At 38.1% G+C, this 21,146-nt stretch carries 20 protein-coding genes; 17 read left to right on the forward strand and 3 right to left on the reverse strand.

The genetic code is table 11. The features are described from left to right. Window positions 1-51: 51 nt before the first annotated feature. Both OKX00_RS02235 and OKX00_RS02240 read right to left on the reverse strand, forming a co-directional pair. Window positions 52-1,527, reverse strand: coding sequence for a protein adenylyltransferase SelO (locus OKX00_RS02235; RefSeq protein ID WP_265409233.1), 1,476 nt, complete (start codon window positions 1,525-1,527; stop codon window positions 52-54). 269 nt (window positions 1,528-1,796) lie between these two features. Further along, window positions 1,797-2,267 carry a DinB family protein gene (locus OKX00_RS02240; protein ID WP_265409234.1) on the reverse strand — a complete coding sequence of 157 codons (471 nt, stop codon included), beginning with the start codon at window positions 2,265-2,267 and terminating at the stop codon, window positions 1,797-1,799. A 702-nt stretch (window positions 2,268-2,969) separates the two neighbouring features. On the opposite strand from OKX00_RS02240, the gene OKX00_RS02245 reads away from it, so the two are divergent. Further along, on the forward strand, window positions 2,970-3,194 hold the full coding sequence (locus OKX00_RS02245; protein WP_265409235.1) for a hypothetical protein: 225 nt from the start codon (window positions 2,970-2,972) through the stop codon (window positions 3,192-3,194). A gap of 75 nt (window positions 3,195-3,269) precedes the next feature. Here the strand turns inward: OKX00_RS02245 and OKX00_RS02250 are convergent, their stop codons facing one another. Further along, window positions 3,270-3,572: a DUF3846 domain-containing protein gene (locus tag OKX00_RS02250; RefSeq protein WP_265409236.1), complete on the reverse strand. Its 303-nt coding sequence runs from the start codon at window positions 3,570-3,572 to the stop codon at window positions 3,270-3,272. Window positions 3,573-3,927: 355 nt separating this feature from the next. Between OKX00_RS02250 and OKX00_RS02255 the strand changes: the two genes are divergently transcribed. The 16 genes from OKX00_RS02255 to OKX00_RS02330 all read left to right on the forward strand — a co-directional run bounded on the left by OKX00_RS02255 (window position 3,928) and on the right by OKX00_RS02330 (window position 21,116). Next, window positions 3,928-4,641, forward strand: a complete 714-nt coding sequence (locus OKX00_RS02255; RefSeq protein WP_265409237.1) for a YveK family protein — start codon at window positions 3,928-3,930, stop codon at window positions 4,639-4,641. 20 nt (window positions 4,642-4,661) lie between these two features. Further along, window positions 4,662-5,363: a CpsD/CapB family tyrosine-protein kinase gene (locus OKX00_RS02260; RefSeq protein ID WP_265409238.1), complete on the forward strand. Its 702-nt coding sequence runs from the start codon at window positions 4,662-4,664 to the stop codon at window positions 5,361-5,363. A gap of 149 nt (window positions 5,364-5,512) precedes the next feature. Next, the gene (locus OKX00_RS02265; RefSeq protein WP_265409239.1) at window positions 5,513-6,277 is read left to right on the forward strand and encodes a tyrosine-protein phosphatase; all 765 of its coding nucleotides are present in this window, start codon (window positions 5,513-5,515) and stop codon (window positions 6,275-6,277) included. Window positions 6,278-6,304: 27 nt separating this feature from the next. Further along, window positions 6,305-7,189, forward strand: a complete 885-nt coding sequence (gene galU / locus OKX00_RS02270) for a UTP--glucose-1-phosphate uridylyltransferase GalU (protein ID WP_265409240.1) — start codon at window positions 6,305-6,307, stop codon at window positions 7,187-7,189. Window positions 7,190-7,401: 212 nt separating this feature from the next. Beyond that, window positions 7,402-8,046: a sugar transferase gene (locus tag OKX00_RS02275; protein WP_265410447.1), complete on the forward strand. Its 645-nt coding sequence runs from the start codon at window positions 7,402-7,404 to the stop codon at window positions 8,044-8,046. A 15-nt stretch (window positions 8,047-8,061) separates the two neighbouring features. Beyond that, a complete protein-coding gene (gene fcl / locus OKX00_RS02280) occupies window positions 8,062-9,018 on the forward strand; it encodes a GDP-L-fucose synthase (protein ID WP_265409241.1) in 957 nt (318 codons plus the stop codon). A gap of 13 nt (window positions 9,019-9,031) precedes the next feature. Continuing rightward, window positions 9,032-10,111, forward strand: a complete 1,080-nt coding sequence (gmd, locus tag OKX00_RS02285) for a GDP-mannose 4,6-dehydratase (RefSeq protein WP_265409242.1) — start codon at window positions 9,032-9,034, stop codon at window positions 10,109-10,111. Window positions 10,112-10,172: 61 nt separating this feature from the next. Beyond that, window positions 10,173-10,982, forward strand: coding sequence for a hypothetical protein (locus tag OKX00_RS02290; protein ID WP_265409243.1), 810 nt, complete (start codon window positions 10,173-10,175; stop codon window positions 10,980-10,982). After that, a complete protein-coding gene (locus OKX00_RS02295; protein WP_265409244.1) occupies window positions 10,979-12,427 on the forward strand; it encodes an oligosaccharide flippase family protein in 1,449 nt (482 codons plus the stop codon). Before OKX00_RS02290 ends, OKX00_RS02295 begins: the two co-directional genes overlap by 4 nt. Before the next feature lie 78 nt (window positions 12,428-12,505). Next, a complete protein-coding gene (locus OKX00_RS02300) occupies window positions 12,506-13,738 on the forward strand; it encodes a hypothetical protein (RefSeq protein ID WP_265409245.1) in 1,233 nt (410 codons plus the stop codon). Between the two features lie 147 nt (window positions 13,739-13,885). Continuing rightward, the gene (locus OKX00_RS02305; protein ID WP_265409246.1) at window positions 13,886-15,013 is read left to right on the forward strand and encodes a glycosyltransferase; all 1,128 of its coding nucleotides are present in this window, start codon (window positions 13,886-13,888) and stop codon (window positions 15,011-15,013) included. A gap of 17 nt (window positions 15,014-15,030) precedes the next feature. Then, window positions 15,031-15,963 (forward strand): glycosyltransferase family protein, encoded by a 933-nt coding sequence (locus tag OKX00_RS02310; RefSeq protein WP_265409247.1) that lies wholly within the window; start codon window positions 15,031-15,033, stop codon window positions 15,961-15,963. Between the two features lie 3 nt (window positions 15,964-15,966). Next, complete coding sequence (locus OKX00_RS02315) at window positions 15,967-17,052, forward strand: glycosyltransferase (protein ID WP_265409248.1); 1,086 nt, start codon at window positions 15,967-15,969, stop codon at window positions 17,050-17,052. Between the two features lie 28 nt (window positions 17,053-17,080). Continuing rightward, window positions 17,081-18,328 (forward strand): glycosyltransferase family 4 protein, encoded by a 1,248-nt coding sequence (locus OKX00_RS02320; RefSeq protein ID WP_265409249.1) that lies wholly within the window; start codon window positions 17,081-17,083, stop codon window positions 18,326-18,328. A gap of 29 nt (window positions 18,329-18,357) precedes the next feature. Then, window positions 18,358-19,689, forward strand: a complete 1,332-nt coding sequence (locus tag OKX00_RS02325) for a UDP-glucose dehydrogenase family protein (RefSeq protein ID WP_265409250.1) — start codon at window positions 18,358-18,360, stop codon at window positions 19,687-19,689. Between the two features lie 41 nt (window positions 19,690-19,730). After that, window positions 19,731-21,116, forward strand: a complete 1,386-nt coding sequence (locus OKX00_RS02330) for a sugar phosphate nucleotidyltransferase (protein ID WP_265409251.1) — start codon at window positions 19,731-19,733, stop codon at window positions 21,114-21,116. The last annotated feature ends 30 nt before the right edge of the window (window positions 21,117-21,146 follow it).

Here is a 21,146-nt window from a genome sequence, read left to right on the forward strand (position 1 = left end):
GTTTCGGGTGTCAGCCTCCTTTTAAGGATGTCTATTTAGCTTTAAACTAAATCAAGTCCCGCAATACGTCTTATAGCACTGCCCGTCTTCTGGTGGCAGAGTCGAGTATTCAGCCTGTTCCGCTGTGTGCGCGAACGGGTTTGTAAGAACATTAAGAAGCTTTTCCATCACGCTGTAATCTTCCTGTTCTACAGCAGCCTCCAACGCCTCTTCTACTCGGTGGTTACGGGGAATGACCGCAGGATTGCTGTTTTTCATCAGCTGCACGGAATCAGCCATTGATTCAGACTGCTTTTCCCGCCTCGCCTGCCATTTTTCCCGCCACTTAGTAAACTCCTGGTCATCAAAAAGAGCATGATCTTCCTTTCGATCGAACGTTAAAGCAAGGAACGTATTGGTGTAGTCCGCACGGTGCTTTTCCATCAGATGAAGCAATTCACCAATCAAAGCTTCATCCTGCTTCTCTTCACCAAACAATCCGAGCTTGGACCTCATGCCGCTCTGCCAGTGGTTATGAAACCACTCTTTAAATGTCGAAAGGGCATTCTCTGCCAGCTCGATCGCCTTCTCCTGTTCTTTATCAAGCAGGGGAAGCAGAGTTTCTGCAAAACGTGCAAGGTTCCATACGCCAATGCTCGGCTGATTGCCATAAGCATAGCGGCCCTGAATGTCGATCGAGCTGAAGACCGTATCCGAAGCAAAATCATCCATAAAGGCGCAAGGGCCATAATCGATCGTTTCTCCGCAGATAGACATGTTGTCGGTGTTCATCACTCCATGGATGAAGCCGGCCAATTGCCATTGAGCGATCAGCTTGGCCTGGCGTTTGATCACTTCTTCAAGCAGAGTAAGGTAAGGATTTTCTTTTTTCTCGACGTCTGAAAAGTGACGATCAAGGGCATAGTCCGCCAAAGCCTTGAGGTCTGAGGCTGTACCCCATTGATAAGCGTATTCAAAAGTGCCTACACGCAGATGGCTCGAAGCCACACGGGTCATGATCGCACCTGGCAGTTCGGTCTCGCGATAGATGGGCTCACCGGTTGTTACTACAGCCAGACTGCGGGTGGTAGGGATGCCAAGCCCGTGCATGGCTTCACTGATGATGTATTCCCGCAGCATCGGTCCAAGTGCAGCCCGGCCATCGCCCCCGCGGGAGTACGGTGTTCTGCCGGATCCTTTAAGCTGGATATCGAACCGCTCACCATTCGGGGTCAGCTGCTCACCGATCAGCAAGGCGCGGCCGTCCCCCAGCATGGTAAAGTTTCCAAACTGATGGCCCGCATAAGCCTGGGCCAAAGGCGAAGAGCCTTTCGGAACCCGTTTGCCGGCCAATACATCAACTCCCTCTTTTGTTTCAAGGGCTTCAGCATCCAGTCCCAATGATTTTGCCAGCGTCCGATTCAGAATGACCAGCTTTGGCGACTGGACGGGGTTCGGCTCGATCACGGAAAAAAACAGCTCCGGCAGACGGGCATAACTATTATCCAAGTTCCATCCTGCTTCCTTAGATCCTGTTTGATTTATCATTTCAATCTCCTTTTTTATAGGGTTAACCTTTGTTGTTCTTGGAAGGGTTGATTTCCGTTTCAGGCTGCTCGCTTTCCGCGGGGCGTGCGCTGAACCCCTCAGCGCAAGCGCTTGCGGGTTTCACCTGTCACGCGCGTCCCGCAGGAGTCTCGCACCTTCCACTCCAATCAACTTGTCAATGAAGCTTTTTAAAAAAAGTTCTCACAGCAACAATCTTTTAGAGAGCATTTTTATATAAAGTGGACCTGAACCTGTTCAGGTCCATTATGCTAAGTTAGAAGCTTTCTAATCACATTAATTCTCTCCAAATGCATGCCCTCATGATACAGGCAGCAGCTTAAAAATTCTTCGACGGTGGAAAGGTGCAGTCCCATGGAAGTAGTATAGGGTTCTGTCTTTTCTTTTAACCGTTCCTTGAATGTGGTTTCTATCCGGTCGATCTGATTTTCCATTAAATGCACGATCTCTGAAAAGTCTACCGGCATCTTTTGTCTGTTTGCCGGCTTCGTGCCAGGGCTGAATAGCGACGGAAAGGACTCAGGCATGATCCAATCTTCCTTTTCCTTTACGAATTGAAACGCATTTCTCTCGTGGATGAAATAAATATGTCCAAGATTCCATTTGATATGGTTGTTTAAGGGAGCTGGAATGATTTCGGAACGTTCATTCTCCAGACCGTCAACCAATTTCAGTGTGCTGGATCTGACAAAACGCAGTTGATCAAAAAGGTAAGAACTCATACAAACGCCTCCTCATGGAACGAGTTTTTAAAAACTGAATCTATTTTAAGTTTACCACCAAACGCTCCGTGCCCTAAAGGTTTAAGCCCTGTTACGCTCTGTCAGTAATCTATCAAAATTTAATAGAGAAATTGATAGAATCGGTGGCACTTACACAAGCACTCATTGCTTGTCTGCATACTTTATAAAGTGCTCACCGTACAATTGTTGAGAGTTCTGTCATAGGAAGCGCGGAGCCTTGTACATGGTTGTTGGCGAATGGGAAAAGATTTAGCCGTGCTAAAGAATGTCTATAAAAAAATGGTTTTAAACAAAATATGGTGCCAGGCACCGCAATTACACACTTGTGTAACGTCGGTGCCTGGCACTAATCTCTCAATCACTTGGGAAAGTATACCCGCATACCATCCACTATTCAACACCAGAAGACATGGATTTTCCCAATACATCTTTTTTACTAGATGGGTTACCATGAAGGTAGTACAAAAGGATCGGAAGTGCAGCTATGAGAGAAGAGATGGGTTTTATTAAAGGATGTATGTGGGGACTGGGATTATCCCTACCTTTGTGGGCGTTGGTGTTCTTTGTCATCCATTATTTTAATCATTTAAATAATTAAAAAATAATAGGATATATTGGTAAAAAAGTAGTAACAACGACCGATATTAAGGTTATCAACGAAGAAATAGGGTGATAACCAGGATGAAGATCTGCGTCATGAAAGATTGTGAGAAGGAAGCCAAAGCGAGGAGCCTCTGCCACATGCACTATAAGCGGTGGGCCAGGCACGGTAATCCGGCGGTCACGATGATCACCCGGGTTTGCCAAGTGGAAGGCTGCGGCAAGCCGCACTTCTGCAAAGGGAGCTGTGAAAAGCATTACCGGAGAATAAGGAGGCAGTTACTGAGACAGCAAAAAGCTAAGTAGCCAAAAGGAAAAGAAGGCGCGGACCGGCACCTTCTTCAATACTTATAAGCAGATTAATCATAGGCAGGACTGCTGTTACTTCCATTTCTTCATCTTGAATTTTAGTACATCCTTTATTTCTTCGGTTTCCGCATCACTCAGACTTTCGAATTGCCCTTGGTATTTGGCGATAAAGAACGTGCTGGATGGTGCTTTTTTATTGTATGTAAGGTCGTATCCTTCCTCAATGTTACATACAATCTTGTAATGCTGCTGGTGAAAACTTAAGATGTCGACCGGACCGCCTACGATTTCCTCAAACTCTTTCGAAGTATTGAGGATCTCTGTGATGTGCGGTCTTTTTTTGGGCATGACCATGACGACTTGGATGTCAGGCATTGCTTCGTCCTCCAATTGACCTAAAATTTGGTAATAAAATGTAAACATAATTAAATCATATTTCCTATTAAAGGGAAATAGATTCACCAAAAGTAGACAAAAGGTTACAGTTAGTGAAATATTTATCGAATGAAAATTAGCTGTTCTAAAACTATTTTCTAAAACTTAAACAAGAGATTAACAAGCACGAAAATACACTGATAATACGGTAATTTACTATCTTGTAAAATCATTAAGTTAAAACATATTTTTACAATTAATTTCCGTAATCAATAAAATATGTATTTAAATTCCAAAGCGCTGTGCTATAATACATCTTATCTGAAAATTCTACATAGTTCATTTGGAGGGCGTTATGGAGGAAACGATAAGTTTAAAAGAGATCTACCAGACGATTCGTAAGAGGATACGGCTTATTGCTCTTATTACAATCGTGGCCGTTGCCATAAGCGGTGCAGTTTCATATTTCGTATTAACCCCAATCTACCAATCTTCCACGCAAATTCTTGTAAACCAGCAAAAGCCCGATAAACAACAAGCCCTGGATTACAATCAAGTACAAACCAACGTACAAATGGTCAATACCTATAGTGTGATTATAAAAAGTCCTGCCATTCTTTCAAAAGTCATCCAGCATTTAGACCTCAAACAATCCGTAGCCGATCTGAACAACCAGCTCACCATCAACAGCGAACAGGACACGCAAATCATGAACGTAACGGTTCAGGATCCTGATCCGGCACTAGCCGCAAGAATCGCGAACGGTATTTCACACACGTTTAAAACAGAAATTCCCAACATCATGGATATCGACAACGTCAGTATTCTGTCACCTGCCGATCTATCCGATTCACCGGTCAAACCGAATGCCAAGCTGAACATGGCGATCGCCCTCGTTGTCGGATTGATGACCGGAGTTGGCCTCGCATTCTTGCTGGAATACCTGGATAACACATTGAAATCCGAACAGGATATCGAACATTTCCTTGGTCTTCCTGTATTGGGAACCATCCCGAAAATGACACTGGTTGATGAAAAAGACAACGCTTATCAAAGAAAAGCCGTATAACGCTGTAGGAGGAACTACCATTGAGCCGTAAACTGCGCAAAGCGATCAGTAATCTCACACAAAGAAGCTTAATTACGCACAACAATCCAAAGTCGCCGATCTCGGAACAATACCGGACGATTCGCACGAACATTCAATTTTCGTCAGTCGATCACGAAAACCGTGTTCTCATGGTTACATCAGCAGGCCCGGCGGAAGGGAAATCGACTACCGTCGCCAATCTGGCTGTCGTGCTGGCTCAGCAAGGGAAAAGTGTATTGCTTGTGGATGGAGACTTAAGAAAACCGACAGTTCACTATACGTTCAAAGTGAGCAACATCCATGGAATCACCAACGTTTTAACAAGACAGCTCTCGCTGGATGATGCTGTCCAGAGAACAAAAGTGGAGGAGCTGTTCGTGCTGCCGAGCGGTCCGATCCCGCCCAATCCGTCCGAACTCCTCAATTCAAAGGCAATGGAAATGATGGTCGAGGATGCAAGCCAAAAGTATGATTATGTCCTATTTGATTCACCGCCAGTATTGGCTGTAACGGATGCACAGGTTCTTTCGAGTCATTGTGATGGAGTGGTTCTGGTCACGAGCAGCGGGCAAACGGAAAAAGATGAAGCGTTAAAGGCGAAGGAATTGCTGGAGAACGCGAATGCGAAGATTTTAGGTGTCGTCCTAAACGGAAAAGAGTCGAATTCGACAAATTACTACTATTATTACGGGGGGGAATAACAAAAAATAAAGAGTTCGACAAAATAACCCTCTTGTTAGACTGGATAATTATGCTAACATAGGAAGCAGATTGATTTTATGGTAAAAGGAACCATTTTCAAAAAAGAGTTTGGTTCTTTTGCCCTTTTTTTAGAAAGGGAGTAGGACTATTGATTGATGTCCATAGTCACATCTTACCACAGGCCGATGATGGGGCGCCTGATCTGGCAGCCAGCCTGGAGATGGCAAAGAGCGCCGTCCACGGCGGTATTACAACATTATTTGCAACTCCGCATCACAGAAACGGAAAATATGAAAATAGCAAACAAGCCATTCTGCATAAGACAAAACAACTAAACGAAGCACTCATACATAGCAAAATCCCTCTAACCATTTTACCCGGCCAGGAGATCAGAATCTACGCTGAGTTTTTGGAAGATTTGGAAAATAATCAATTACTCACGTTAAATGACCTTGGCAAATACATACTAATCGAACTTCCATTCCATACAGTACCTTCATACACCAATCACATTGTTTACGAATGCATGCTGAAAGACATCACGCCGATCATCGTCCACCCGGAACGCAACAGCGAGCTGATGGAAAATCCTCACGTTTTATATGACCTCGTCAAAGAGGGAGCATTAACTCAAATTACGGCTAGTAGTATTATCGGCAGGTTCGGCAGGAATGTTAAGTCTTTTTCTCATAAAATTATCCGAAATCATTGGACACACTTTGTAGCATCCGACGCTCATAATACTTCGACTCGAGGGTTCCATTTAGGGGAGGCCTATGAAGAAATTGGAAAAAAGCACGGAACCCATATCACGTACTATCTTCGGGAAAACGCCCAGCTAATAGTTAACAATCATAGTATTTACAGGGATGAACCAAAACCGGCCAGGAAAAAGCTGCTGGGAATCTTTTAAAAAGTTTTTAAGAGAGGGTTGATAGGGATGAAAAAAGTACGCAAAGCGATCATACCGGCAGCGGGATTAGGGACCCGATTCCTGCCGGCCACCAAAGCCATGCCAAAAGAGATGCTGCCAATTGTCGATAAGCCGACCATTCAATACATCGTGGAGGAAGCGATCGCATCCGGCATCGAAGACATCATCATCGTAACCGGTAAAGGCAAGCGTGCCATTGAGGACCATTTCGACCATGCGTTCGAACTGGAACAAAATCTTTTTGAAAAAGGCAAAATCGATTTACTAAACAAAGTACAGCAATCCTCCCGGATGGCAGACATCCATTACATACGCCAAAAAGAACCAAAAGGCCTGGGACATGCGGTCTGGTGCGCCCGCAAGTTCATCGGTGACGAGCCGTTCGCCGTTCTTCTCGGGGACGATATCGTGCAGTCGGACAAGCCGTGCTTAAAGCAGCTGATCGAGCAGTACGAAGAAACAGGCTCTTCGGTCATCGGAGTGCAAACGGTTCCGGATGATCAGACAAGCCGATACGGCATCGTCGATCCAACCACCCAGATCGGAAGACTGTACGGTGTACAGAACTTTGTGGAAAAACCGGCACCTGGCGAAGCACCATCCAACCTGGCCATCATGGGCCGCTATGTGCTCAGTCCTGAGATCTTCAACTACCTGGACAAGCACGAAAAAGGCTCCGGCGGCGAGATCCAGCTGACCGATGCCATCCAAAAGCTCAACACCTTCCAGCGCGTATTCGCCTATGACTTTGAAGGTATCCGTTACGACGTCGGAGAAAAGCTCGGCTTCATCTCAACAACACTTAAGTTTGCGTTAAAAGATAAAGACATTCATGACAGCCTGCTGCAGGAACTTGAGCGGCTGATGATGCAATACAAAGCAGTAAACTAAGAAGTTTTCAAAAGGTGATGCCTCCTAACCTTTAGCAACGGAGGCACTCGATTATGCTGTGGGTGTCTTACAGCACCTTAGACGCGTTCGTTGTCGATAGCATGATGTGAGGCCGGGTTAGATGCCCGATTTACATATTTATTCTAGATGGAAGGGTGGGGAGGAAAAAAGTGGCCGATCATTCACAAGCCAGGTTGATGGAAGACAACCTGATGAGTAAATCAGATCATGCATTCCATTATCAAAAGCAGCAGTGGTATGACGCATCAAAACGAATCATGGACATAGCCGGAGCATTAGTTGGACTCATATTACTTTCATGGTTATTTATTATGATTGCAATCTTGATCAAAAAGGAAGACGCAAAAGGACCTGTGTTCTTTAAACAGATTCGTGTTGGAAAAAACGGCAAGAAATTCTATATGTACAAATTCCGTTCAATGGTAACGGATGCCGAAAGCCGGTTGAATGAGCTGTTGAAGCACAATGAAATATCGGGTGCGATGTTCAAGATGAAGGACGATCCGAGAATTACGAGAATCGGAAAGTTTATCCGTAAAACAAGCATTGATGAACTTCCACAGCTGATTAACGTGCTGAAGGGTGATATGAGCCTGGTCGGTCCCCGCCCGCCGCTTCCACGAGAAGTACAGGAATATACAAACCATGACAGACAGCGTTTGCTGGTTACTCCGGGCTGCACCGGTCTTTGGCAGGTGAGCGGAAGAAATCATGTAGGATTCCACGAGATGGTGGAACTGGATTTGGAATACATCAGCAACCGAAGCTTGCTGTTTGATATAAGGATCATATTCAAAACAATAACCGTATTATTCGGTTCGGATAATGCGTACTAAGCGGGTGAAAAAACGATGAAAAAAGACAACAGAATTTATGTTGCCGGCCATCGGGGTTTGGTCGGTTCAGCCATTCTACGAAAATTAGAAGATGAAGGCTATACCAATCTAGTATACAGAACAAGCAGTGAACTTGATTTGCGGGATCCACTTCAAGTTCATTCTTTTTTTGAAAAAGAAGACATCGATTATGTATTTCTTGCAGCTGCAAAGGTCGGTGGCATCGTCGCCAACAATGACTATCCGGCAGACTTTATCCGGGACAACCTGCTCATCCAGACGAACGTCATTGATGCGGCTTACCGGGCCGGAGTGGAAAAGCTCATGTTCCTGGGAAGCACATGCATCTATCCAAAGATGGCACCGCAGCCTTTAAAGGAAGAATATTTGCTAACCGGTGAACTGGAGCCAACGAATGAACCTTATGCCATTGCCAAAATTGCCGGCATAAAAATGTGCCAATCGTACAACCTCCAATATGGCACAAAGTATATCTCAGTCATGCCAACCAACCTTTATGGCGTGAACGATAACTTTGACCTTGAAACCTCTCATGTACTGCCGGCACTGCTCCGCAAGTTTCATGAGGCTAAAGAAAACAACAAACCTTCAGTAGAAATCTGGGGAACTGGAACCCCTAAGCGAGAGTTCCTATACTCCGATGATCTGGCCGATGCGTGTCTCTTCCTTATGAAGAACTACGAAGGAAACGACATCGTCAACATCGGAGTCGGTGAAGACCTTGAGATTAAAGAGCTGGCTTACAAGATTAAAGAAGTTGTTGGTTATGAAGGTGAACTGCAGTTCGATACATCCAAGCCTGACGGAACACCAAGAAAGCTTGTCGATGTCACAAAGCTAAACGGTTTAGGATGGAAAGCCAGCACTTCTTTAAATGAAGGTTTACGAAAAGCGTACGAAGGATTTTTAAACTATTTGGAAACTGAAAAAGAAACCACTTCAGTTCGGTAAGCGGGGGAACGACATGAAAAAGGCATTAATCACAGGGGTAACAGGGCAAGACGGATCATTTTTAGCAGAATTTCTTTTAGAGAAAGGTTATGAAGTACACGGGGTGATACGCCGTAGTTCTTCTTATAACCAAGAGCGTCTGGAAGATCTTTTGACCGAAGAAGAGGCCAATGCCTTACTGAACAATTCAAACTTTCATCTTCATTATGGAGATGTAACGGATGCTACCAACATTATTAACTTAATCAGCCAAGTACGACCGAATGAAATATATAACCTGGCAGCTCAATCCCACGTGCGTGTTTCTTTTGACATGCCAGCATATACACTAGATGTAGATGGAAAAGGGACGCTAAACATCCTTGAGGCTGTACGGATTTTAGGACTAACAGAAAAAACAAGAGTATACCAGGCCTCCACTTCTGAGTTATATGGAAAAGTACAAGAAGTACCGCAAAAAGAAACCACTCCATTTTATCCGCGTTCTCCATATGGAGTAGCAAAAATTTACGGATTCTGGATTACAAAAAATTATCGTGAGTCCTATAACATTTTCGCCGTAAACGGTATTTTGTTCAACCATGAGTCCGAGCGCCGCGGTGAAACATTCGTTACCCGTAAAATTACATTAGCTGCTTCCCGGATTGCTCAAGGAAAACAAAAAAAATTAATGCTTGGTAATTTAGACTCTCTACGTGATTGGGGTTATGCAAAAGACTACGTGGAATGCATGTGGTTGATTCTCCAGCACGACAAACCGGAAGATTTCGTTATTGCAACAGGAGAAATGCATTCAGTAAGAGAGTTTGCTGATTTGGCATTTAGACACGCTGGAATTCAAATTGAATGGGTAGGATCTGGTGTAGAAGAGAAAGGAATCAACAAAGCAACAGGTGAAGTCATTGTCGAAGTTGATCTGAAGTTCTTCCGTCCAGCTGAGGTAGATCAGTTGTTAGGAGATCCAAGTAAATCAAAAACGCTGTTAGGTTGGAATCCAACTAAGACCCCTTTTGAAGAGTTAGTTCGAATTATGGTTCATGCAGATATGAAGAAGGTTGATAAGGAAGATAAGGTTAAGAGGATGTTTGATTAAATTATAAGGCTTTAATTTTTACTGGAGCCTTTTACTATTTTTTAATTAGGGGTAAGTCACGTTGAAAATATTAATAAACTATGCAGATGAAAATTATAAGAATGAGCAAAAAAGAAACTCATATACCGGAATTAAGAATGGGGGTTTCGATAAAGTTATTGAATTTAGCCCGGAAAAATTAGACCAAGACTTTTTAGAGCAGCACTCTTCTTTTATTAGTAATAATAAAAGGGGTGGAGGCTATTGGATTTGGAAACCATTTATTATACTTAAAACCCTAAAAGAAGTTGCCGATTTTGGAGATTTTATATTTTATTGTGATTCGGGTTCAATGTTTATAAATACTATAGATTATTTAATAGTAGAATTAGAAAAGTCTCACCAGGACATTTTTTTAACTGAGATACCATTAATTGAATACCAATGGACAAAATACGAATGTTTTAAAAAACTTAATTGCCTAGATAATAAATATTTATACTCAAATCAGGTTCAATCGGGCTTTATACTAATCAAAAAAACTAAAAGTTCTATTGAGTTTTTTGAAAAATATATTTCAGTTTGTGTCGACTATAGTAACATTAATGACGATTGGAATAAGGACATTAACCGGGATTTGATTGATCATCGACATGATCAATCAATCTTAAGCTTATTAGCCAAAAAAGCAAGTTTAGAATTATTCAGAGATATATCCCAATATGGCACAAGACCATGGCAATATATTAATCCAAACCTAGATTTTAATATAAAGAAATATAGGAATTCCAATTATCCTCAAATAGTTAATTTATATAGAAAAGATAATTGGTATAAAGTGCTGATAAAAGAGCGGATAAAGGACTTAATAGGAGTAAAATTAAGGCAATGAAAAAAATATTGCAAAATTACTTTTATAATTTAAGTTATCAGTTGTTAACAATGGTATTACCTTTTCTAACCATACCTTATATAACTAGAGTATTGGGATCGGATAATTTAGGAATAGAAGCATATACAACATCTGTCACTTCAATATTTATTGCATTTGCAACTGCTGGGACTAATATTTATGCAACTAGAATGGTCGCAAACATTAGGGATAATCCTTTTGAATTAATAAAGAGTGTATATAATCTTATTTTTTTAAGATGTTCTATATCAATTATAGTAATAATACTATTTCTTTTATTGGCACTCAATTTAGAGTATAGATTTATACTTGCTTTGCAACTTATTTTTTTATTGGCTTCTACTGTATTAGACTTTAGCTGGTACTTTACTGGAAAAGAGCGTTTTAGGGAAATAACTACTCGAAATCTATTTATGAAGATAATTGGTTTTATGCTAACTATTACTTTAGTAAAGGATTCAAATGATTTAGATATTTATGTTTTTATTAATGGGATTACTTTATTAGTTCCAAATGTTTATTTCCTTAAAGTTTTAATTAGAGAGTTAGGTTTTCCAAAAAGGTCTTATTTTTCTTTTATAAACACTATTTCTTTATTGAAAAATTTAATTCCCTTTTTTTTATTAACAGTAATAATACAAATTTATATGAACTTGGACAAAATAGTATTAGAATGTTTTGGATTAACAAAAGAATTAGGTGTATATAGTCAAATCATCAAAAGTTTTAATGTATTTCTTTCACCAATAACCGCATTTGGGACAATCTTAATGCCATATGTGTCAAATTTAAATTATCACAATAGTAAAAAAAACTTAGAGAAAATTATTTTTTTGAGTAGTAATACTATTATTATTTTAGGTATTCCAATATTTTTTGGTTTATTGTCTATATCGAGACAATTTGTACATCTATATTTTGGTCCAGAGTTTATAGAATATATCCTTGTATTTAAAATCGGTTGTATATTAATACTTACAGGAACTATTTCTAATATTGTTATAAATCAAGTGATATTTCCTAAAATGCAAGAAGGAATATATTTAAAGGCATTAGTTTCTGCAACTGTATTAAGATTAGTAATGTTATTAATTTCATTAAATAAGTACGGGATTTATGCTGCAATGATATCGTATGTCTTTAGTGAATTATTTTTATTAATAGCTTGTTCTTACAAAATAAAAAAACAGATTGCAATTGCACCTATTATATTTAATAAAAATATACTTAAGATTTTATCTTCTGGAATAATAATGTTAATTACAATAATGAGTATTAAAGAGAATATATTTTTAAATATTATCATAGGAAGTATGGTCTATATATTTGCTTTGTTAATGTTTAAAGAAATGATTACATTAAGAGTATATATATATATTAAGAGACTAAAACTAGTTAAATATCTAACTCTAGGAAAAAGGTAATCATTTTAGTAACTTAAATTTAATTGTGTATTGATCATTATTCAAACTTCCGATTCGAAAGGAAGGTATTGGAAAGTAATGTCTATTTATATTAAAAGCATTACACTAGTAATAGGCGTTTTTTTATTAAGGCCAACCGCCTTAGGCCAGCAATATACAACCTTTGGAGTTATTTTGGTTTTATTTGCTTTTGGAATTCACATGTTGGAGTGTCTTAAAAATAGAAAAAGCTATTTTGTTACTAGAAAAAACTTTATTATTATTCTAACTTCTGTATTACTTTGGACATATCTTTTGTCTCATGCGTTAGTAGCTGGTTCTAACCATTTAGACTTTGTAATTAAAGCAAGTATAGCCCATATAATTGTTATTTCATGTGCAGCTGTAATATTGAGTCACCAAAAATCAAATTACATGTTTTTTAGACATTTAATGAAAATTTTTATTTTCTTCTCAATAACATACACCCTAACATTTATATTAGGAATGTTCCTTGGCATTAGTTTTGACAGACTTAAACTGTTTAATCTTCCTGTAGAAGGTTATGAACAAGCTGGGGAAGTGTATTTTCCTTTTACACAGCTATATGGTTTTATGACAGTAGGAAGTTTGCAGTTGCCAAGAGGATTAGGTTTTTTCAGAGAGTCAGGCATTTTTCAAGCATTTTTAATATGGGCATTTTTTAATCTAAATAATTATAGATTAGATAATAAGAAGAACAAAGTGCTTTTGTTTTTAGGAATTGTAGGAACATTTTCTACAACTGGGATAGTTACCTTTTTTACGGTATTTGCTATCAAATTATTTCTAACTAAAAGAAGGTTTTGGAGCTTAATACTTGTGTCGTTAAGTATTTTTGTTTTATTTTATGCACCTTATATTGGACTAAAATCCAAGTCTGTAACACACAGTACTTCAATCTCAGATAGATCCTTTGCAACAAAGACCGGCTTAGAACGGTTAATAGAAAATCCTGTTGGTATAGGGTTATATAATACAGAGTCATCTAAAGTGGCAAACGAAGGAATCAATCTACTCGCTATGTCGTATACAGTGGGAATAATTGGATTAATAATAATTTTAGTTACTTACTTCTTACCTATATATGGGTATGCTTTTAAAAGGAGCTACTTAGTTGGAGTAATTCCATTTTTTATTACATTTCTAATTTCTCAACCAATTTTAGACGCGCCATTTATATATTTAATGTTTATGGCTGATTATGGTTCTTTAACTAGCTTTGAAAATGATATTAAAGTAAAGTCTGATATAACAAAAGAACGTGACGGGTATTTAAGGAATATAAGCTAACTGGGTAATTGTTACTTTCAATTAAAATTTAAGTTGTTTTTATAAAAAAGACACCCTGGGTGTCTTTTTTTACGCACTAAATCAACAACTGGATTAGGGAAATGTATGGTACAAAAGTACAAAAAGGTAATAATAGAGGGTAGGATGATGGTGCAAAACATTTTATTTTTTGATACGTCTAATCAAGGACATCATTTTTTATATAACAAAGCTGTGATAAAAGGATTAGGTAAATCAGGAGATATTAATCCTTTTTACTATTGCCCGTTACAAAATGTTGAACAAAAAGCTTTTCACTTAAATAAAACTGCTATTCCAAAGAGAATATTCAAAGAAAATAGTAATTTGGATAGGCTGTTTTTGCTTTTTTCTTCCTTAACATGGGCAAAAAAAAATAAAATCAGTCACATACATTTGCTGTATTTAGATAGTTTATTTCTTTGTTTCATGATTTTACTTCCTTTATTAATGATTTTAAATATAAAGATTACCGCTACTTTACATTGGCTCCCTCAGCGAAAAAGTAAACAATTTATATTAAAAAGTATAGTTAGGTTAGGTTTATTAAAAAAAATAATTGTTCATGGTAATTATACAAAGGATAGAGTAATTGAATTAATTGGCTATAAGAATGGAAATAAAGTGATTTCAATCATATATCCAAACCTACATCCGGAAAAACGACTTGATATGATCTTATTAGAAAAATTCAATAGAAGACTGGAAGGAATCAAAAAACCTATCTTGTTGTCTTTTGGTGGGTTAAGGCATGATAAGGGTATTGACATATTACTAAAATCTTTATCTTTAGTTAAAGGGAATTTTACATTAATTGTTGCTGGAAAAGAGGATTACTTTTCCAAAGAGGATATAAAGAACATGATTAATAAATACAAGCTGAGTGATAAGGTGTTTACAAATATAAAGTTTATTCCAGATGAAGAATTACCCTTGTATTTTAATTTTACAGATATAGTTGTATTGCCCTATAGAAAGTATTTTTCTGGACAAAGTGGCCCATTAACAGAAGGAGTAACCAGATTCAAACCCATTATTGGTCCGAATAATGGAGAAATAGGGTATACAATAAAAAACTACAAACTCGGTACAACGTTTGAGGCAGAAAATGTTATTGATCTATCTTATTGCATAACAGATACAATTAGAAATTTAGAAGTACTAAAAAAAGAAATTAAAATAAATCAGTATAATTATCAAAGTTTTTTAACAGTAGAATCCTTTGTAAAAAGTTATAAAAAATCACTTTTAAATTAATGAGATAGGTGAAACTTATGATCGTAACAGCCCCTATTGTATTATTTGTTTATAATCGTCCAAACCATACTCTTAAAACAATAAATTCTTTAAAAAATAATGATCTTGCTAAGTCTAGTGACTTATATATTTTTTCGGATGGCCCAAAAAATAGTTCTCAAGAAGAGAACGTAAATAATGTCAGAAAAATAATAAAAGATGTTAATGGATTTCGAAATATTTATATAAAAGAGGAAAAAAGAAATAAAGGATTGGCTGCTTCTATTATTGACGGCGTCACAAAAATTATAAATGGACATGAAAAAATAATTGTATTGGAAGATGATTTGATAACATCTCCATTTTTTTTAAAATATATGAATGAAGCATTGGATTACTTTAAAAACACTGAAAATATTTGGTCTATATCGGGTTATACACCCAACATTAAATTACCTCAAGATTACACTTCAGATATCTATTTAACACCTCGAGCTTGTTCTTGGGGATGGGCTACATGGAAAAATCGTTGGGAGAATATTGATTGGAATATTTCGGATTTTAAAGATTTTAAACATAGTAAACTCGAAAAAAAATTATTTAATATACCAGGTAATGATATGGTTCAAATGTTGAATGATCAGGTAAATGGTCATATAAATTCTTGGGCAATTAGATGGTGTTATAATCAGTTTAAAAATCAATCTTTTACTGTATATCCAACGGAAGCCCTTGTGAAAAATATAGGAACTAAAGGAGAATCTACTCACGGATCAATAAGTAATAGGTTTGAAACTCATTTAAGTCATAAGGAGAAAATAAAATTTGAACATGTAAAAGTAGATTATAGAGTTCTTGATGCCTTTTCTAAGATATATAATTTAAGATTCATAAATTATATAAGTATACTTTTTAAAAAAGTTGGGTTATTTAAATATGCAAAAAAATATTACAAGCTAATAATGAGGTAAGTGATGAATATTTTTGTTAATGCTACATCAGCAGATGTAGGAGGAGCATTTACAATTACCGATCAATTCATACAATCAGTAAAACTCTACGATCAAAAGAATATATATTACATTTTTGTTAGTAATAATAAATTCGACCATTATAAATGTGAAACCAGGAAAATTATTAAAGTAAATGCAAAAAAGTGGGTGAACAGATTTTTATGGGATACTTTCGGGATAAAAAAATGGAGTACTAAACATAAAATAAAACCTGATAAAATTATTTCATTACAGAATACACCAGTCAATTATCCTACTATTAAACAAATTGTTTACATTCACACAACTGTTCCGTTTCTTTCTTATAAGTGGCGTTTATTCAATAACAAAGAAAGAATCCTATGGTTTTATAAAAATATTTATCCTTTTTTTATAAAAATATTTTTAAATGATAATTGTAAAATTATTGTCCAAGCAAATTGGTTCAAAAATATTGTCACAAAAAAAATGAAGGTTAATCCCGATAGAATATTTGTTGTGAAACCTAATTCGAAATTAACTATAACAGATATTAAAGTAGAAAAAAGTGATATAGATTACCGTTTGTTCTTTTATCCTGCAGCAGATTATGTTTATAAAAACCATTTAATAATTTTAAAAGCAATGAGGCAATTAAAAATATCAGATAAAGAATTATATAGAGAGATAAAAATTATATTTACTTTAGATGAGAGTAGCTGGGTTTATAAAGAAGCGATTAAATTAGAAGTAAATGACCAAATTTCGTTTGTAGGCCATTTAGAAAAAGAAGAAGTCCTTCAATATTATTTAAATTCGCAAGCAATTTTATTTCCTAGCTATATCGAAACGGTAGGACTACCATTATTAGAATCAGCTCAATTAAAAAAGTATATTATTTGCTCCGATGAAGAATTCGCTCATGAAATGTTATGTAATTACAATTACGTTTCATATGTTCCAACCCACAATTCGATTGATTGGATGACTGAAATAATTAAGTCATTAGGAGTAGAAGGTAATATTGGCTTATTTAATGAAGTTGAGGAAGAAGGTTGGGGTAAATTCTTTGATATAGCGAAAAGTTAAATTAAAGATTTGAGGATGAAGAAAGAAAATGAAAAAGAAAAAAATCTCATTTGTTATTAATTACTTTTATCCTGACTTAGCATCCACAGGTCAGTTGATGACAGAACTTTGTCAAAGTCTACAGCACGATTTTAATATTACTGTTATCGCTGCACAGCCAGGATATGCTGGAGAAAAAGTGGAAACAAATAAAAAGTTTGAAATAGAAAAAATGGAGAATATGAAAATCATCCGTATTCAGTTGCCAGAAGTAGACAAGCGGTCGAAATGGAGTCGGGTGAGATACATATTCTCATATTTTGTTTTAGCACAAATTGCTTTGTTGAAAGAACGCAATGTTAATCTTATCTATACCATTTCACAGCCACCTGTTTTAGGCGGTTTAATCGGCACAATTGGAAAATGGTTTAAACGTTCAAAGCATGTTTACAACATACAGGATTTTAACCCCGAACAGGCTGCTGCTATTAGTTATACAAACAAACAATCTATTTTTAAACTAGCTAAGAAGGTAGATAAGCTGAACTGCCGGTATGCTGATAAGGTAATTGTCGTTGGAAATGATATGAGTGAGACACTGAAAAACAGGTTTTTGAATAAAGATGTACCAAGTCACGAGGTCATTAATAACTGGACCAATGAGGATGAGATTGTTCCATTAGATAAGAGCAATTCTACTATCCAACAGTTTCTAAAAGAAAATAATTTAGAAGATAAATTTATTATTATGTACTCCGGCAATGTTGGCCTCTACTACGATTTAGAAAACATCATAAAAGTTACGAAGAGTTTTAAGGACAATAACGATCTAGCTTTTGTATTTATTGGTGATGGTGCTGTGAAGAGTACAATGCAGTCTTTTATAGAAAAAGAAGCAGTCAACAATGTTCACTTTTTACCTTATCAGCCAAAAGATTTCATTAAATACTCTTTAAATGCTGCGGATGTTCATCTTGTTGTGAACCAAAAAGGTATAAAAGGTGTATCTGTACCAAGTAAGATTTATGGCGTTATGGCCGCAGGCAAGCCCATTTTAGGAGTACTGGAACAAGGTAGTGAAGCTCAAATGCTGATCGAGAAAAGTGATAGCGGGTTGGTTGTTGAGCCGCAAGATTATGATGGCATTATTCAAGCCATCAAATATTTATATAAGTTGAACAAAGAGACGTTAACCGAGATCGGGCATAATGGTAGAGAATACTTAGATCAACATTTAAAAAGAGAAATCTCCATCAATAAGTATAGAGAAGTAATAAATGAAGTATTAGAAAGTTAAATATGAAATCCAGGAGAGGAAGTTAATCTATGAGGATTTCCGTTGTGGGCACCGGCTACGTTGGCCTCGTTACCGGAGTAGCATTATCACACATTGGCCATACTGTAACGTGTATTGATATCGACGAAGAAAAAGTAAGCCAAATGAATAGTGGAAAGTCACCGATCTATGAGCCGGGCCTTGAAGAATTAATGGTAGAAAACATTAATCAAGGACGGCTCTTTTTTAGTACCAACCACCAGGAAGGCTTTGAAGGTTCCAAGGTCATCTACATTGCAGTAGGCACTCCAGAAAAATCAGATGGTTCGGCTGATTTATCCTTTATTGAACAAGTGGCGAAAGACATAGCCCATAATATTAAAGAGGATGTTATTGTTGTTACCAAAAGCACGGTACCTGTTGGAACGAACCATTATATAAAAGACCTCATCAATCAACACTTAGCACGGAATGTAAAGGTAGAAGTGGTATCCAATCCTGAGTTTCTTAGGGAAGGTTCTTCCGTTTATGACACGTTTAACGGTGACCGAATTGTTGTAGGTGCAGACAGTGAAGAGGCAGCTCAAGTCATCAAGAAGATCAATGAACCATTTGGGATTCCGGTTTACGTTACAGATGTCCAAAGTGCTGAAATGATCAAGTATGCTTCAAATGCCTTTCTTGCAACAAAAATCAGTTTTATTAATGAAATAGGAAAAATTTGCGAGAAACTAGGGGCAGATATCGAGAGTGTTGCTTATGGAATGGGTTTGGACAAGCGTATCGGCTCCATGTTTTTGAATGCGGGGATTGGATACGGCGGCTCTTGCTTTCCAAAAGATACGAAAGCCCTCACTCAGATTGCTTCAAATATCGACCACCAGTTTGAACTATTGGAATCTGTAATCAAGGTGAATAACAACCAGCAGCGTTTATTAATTGAGAAAGCTAAAGCTCGGTTTCGGAGTTTAAAAGGAAAGAGGGTTGCCCTGCTGGGCCTTTCTTTTAAACCCAACACTGATGACATGCGTGAAGCCGCTTCTATTGTTATATGTAAGAAGCTATTGGAGGAAGAAGCTCAGGTCATCGCTTATGATCCAATTGCTGTATCTAATGCCAGGAAGATTATAGGTGATCAAGTCCAATATACTGAGAATCTTTATGAAGCGCTTGAAAACAGTAATTTAGCATTTATTGTTACAGAATGGAATGAAATAAAGGAGCTTCCTCTAAATATCTACGAAGAGACAATGAAATTTCCTGTTATTTTTGACGGCAGGAATTGCTACGATCCTAAAGAGGTTGAGAAGTATAACATCGAGTATCATTCTGTTGGCCGCAAAAGCGTGCAGGCTAAGCCAAGAGTTGCTGCCATTCAATAATAAATAGAGTCCAATAAGTCTTTTTTTAATGGAGGAAAACCATGAAACTCATTTTGCTTTCCGGTGGTTCTGGTAAAAGGTTATGGCCGCTTTCAAATGATACGCGCTCGAAGCAGTTTTTGAAGGTGCTTGAAAACGCCATTGGTGCCAAGCAATCGATGGTGCAGCGGGTGTGGAGTCAGATTGAAAATGTAGGCCTGGCAGATTCTACGGTGATTGCTACATCCAAATCGCAGACGGAAATGATTCACAGCCAGTTAGGGGAGCATGTTCCTCTTGTCATAGAGCCCGAACGTCGGGATACCTTTCCAGCCATCGCATTAGCGTCGGCTTTTTTATTTGCCGAAAAAGAGACGGATCTGGATGAGACGGTTGTTGTGCTGCCGGTCGATCCGTATGTGGAAGAAAGCTTTTTTGAGAAAGTAAAGGATGTTGAGCTCGCTCTTCAGCAATCAAATGCTGATCTGGCGTTGATGGGTGTCCGCCCGACGTATCCTTCTGAAAAGTATGGCTATATTGTTCCTGATGAGATAGTCACTTCCAATGACTATTTTAAAGTCGAGAGGTTTACGGAAAAGCCGAGTGAGGAAAAAGCGAAGACGCTGATTGCCCAGCAAGCCCTTTGGAATACCGGTGTGTTTGCCTTTAAGCTCCGGTATATCATTAATCTACTTCAGGAAAAGGGAATGCCGTTAAGCTATCGGGAGCTCTCCCGCAAATATTCACTCTTACCGAAAATCAGCTTTGATTATGAGGTGGTTGAAAAGGCGGGGCATATCGTTGCTGTTCCTTATGATGGGTATTGGAAGGATCTTGGGACGTGGAATACGCTAACAGAGGAGATGGCGACGACCCAAATCGGGAAGGGTGTTATTTCTGATGATGCCCTGAACACCCACCTTGTCAATGAGCTGGAAATTCCGGTGACGGTGCTTGGTGTTTCCGATGTAGTGGTGGCTGCAAGCCCCGATGGCATACTCGTGGCAGACAAAGCATCCAGCCCAAAAATTAAAGATTTGATCGCTGGCTTCGACAACCCGCCAATGTATGAAGAGCGGCTGTGGGGCTGGTCAAAGGTACTGGATTACGCCAAATATACGAACGAAGAAATGGTAACGAAGCGGATCTGTATCCACCAGGACAAAAATTCGACCTATCATTATCATCATCTGCGTGATGAAGTATGGACGATTATCCGTGGGGAAGGCGAACTGATCCTGGATGAACATGTCCGACGTGTAAAAGCCGGGGACATCATCCACATCTCAGCCGGAAAGAAACACGCCATCCGTGCGTATAAAGAATTGGAATTCATAGAAGTTCAAACCGGAAGAGAAATTGTCGACTATGATTTTGTCCGTCTATTTATGGACTGGAACGAAATCATGGAACACTTTTATCAATCGAAAGCGCAAGTCATTGTTTAATGCTAAGCCCACTGGTTCAGCCAGTGGGCT

The organism is Fictibacillus sp. KU28468, assembly GCF_026153615.1.
Classification (GTDB): Bacteria; Bacillota; Bacilli; order Bacillales; family Fictibacillaceae; genus Fictibacillus_C; species Fictibacillus_C marinisediminis.

Bases quoted from the DNA above. Each gene is read 5' to 3' on its own strand.
- OKX00_RS02325 (WP_265409250.1), top strand. From the start codon at position 18,358: ATGAGGATTTCCGTTGTGGGCACCGGCTACGTTGGCCTCGTTACCGGA.
- OKX00_RS02245 (WP_265409235.1), top strand. From the start codon at position 2,970: ATGAAGATCTGCGTCATGAAAGATTGTGAGAAGGAAGCCAAAGCGAGG.
- OKX00_RS02235 (WP_265409233.1), bottom strand. From the start codon at position 1,527: ATGATAAATCAAACAGGATCTAAGGAAGCAGGATGGAACTTGGATAAT.
- OKX00_RS02315 (WP_265409248.1), top strand. From the start codon at position 15,967: ATGAATATTTTTGTTAATGCTACATCAGCAGATGTAGGAGGAGCATTT.
- OKX00_RS02250 (WP_265409236.1), bottom strand. From the start codon at position 3,572: ATGCCTGACATCCAAGTCGTCATGGTCATGCCCAAAAAAAGACCGCAC.
- OKX00_RS02310 (WP_265409247.1), top strand. From the start codon at position 15,031: ATGATCGTAACAGCCCCTATTGTATTATTTGTTTATAATCGTCCAAAC.
- galU (WP_265409240.1), top strand. From the start codon at position 6,305: ATGAAAAAAGTACGCAAAGCGATCATACCGGCAGCGGGATTAGGGACC.
- OKX00_RS02330 (WP_265409251.1), top strand. From the start codon at position 19,731: ATGAAACTCATTTTGCTTTCCGGTGGTTCTGGTAAAAGGTTATGGCCG.
- OKX00_RS02275 (WP_265410447.1), top strand. From the start codon at position 7,402: ATGAGTAAATCAGATCATGCATTCCATTATCAAAAGCAGCAGTGGTAT.
- OKX00_RS02240 (WP_265409234.1), bottom strand. From the start codon at position 2,267: ATGAGTTCTTACCTTTTTGATCAACTGCGTTTTGTCAGATCCAGCACA.
- OKX00_RS02300 (WP_265409245.1), top strand. From the start codon at position 12,506: ATGTCTATTTATATTAAAAGCATTACACTAGTAATAGGCGTTTTTTTA.
- gmd (WP_265409242.1), top strand. From the start codon at position 9,032: ATGAAAAAGGCATTAATCACAGGGGTAACAGGGCAAGACGGATCATTT.
- fcl (WP_265409241.1), top strand. From the start codon at position 8,062: ATGAAAAAAGACAACAGAATTTATGTTGCCGGCCATCGGGGTTTGGTC.
- OKX00_RS02255 (WP_265409237.1), top strand. From the start codon at position 3,928: ATGGAGGAAACGATAAGTTTAAAAGAGATCTACCAGACGATTCGTAAG.
- OKX00_RS02305 (WP_265409246.1), top strand. From the start codon at position 13,886: ATGGTGCAAAACATTTTATTTTTTGATACGTCTAATCAAGGACATCAT.
- OKX00_RS02320 (WP_265409249.1), top strand. From the start codon at position 17,081: ATGAAAAAGAAAAAAATCTCATTTGTTATTAATTACTTTTATCCTGAC.
- OKX00_RS02295 (WP_265409244.1), top strand. From the start codon at position 10,979: ATGAAAAAAATATTGCAAAATTACTTTTATAATTTAAGTTATCAGTTG.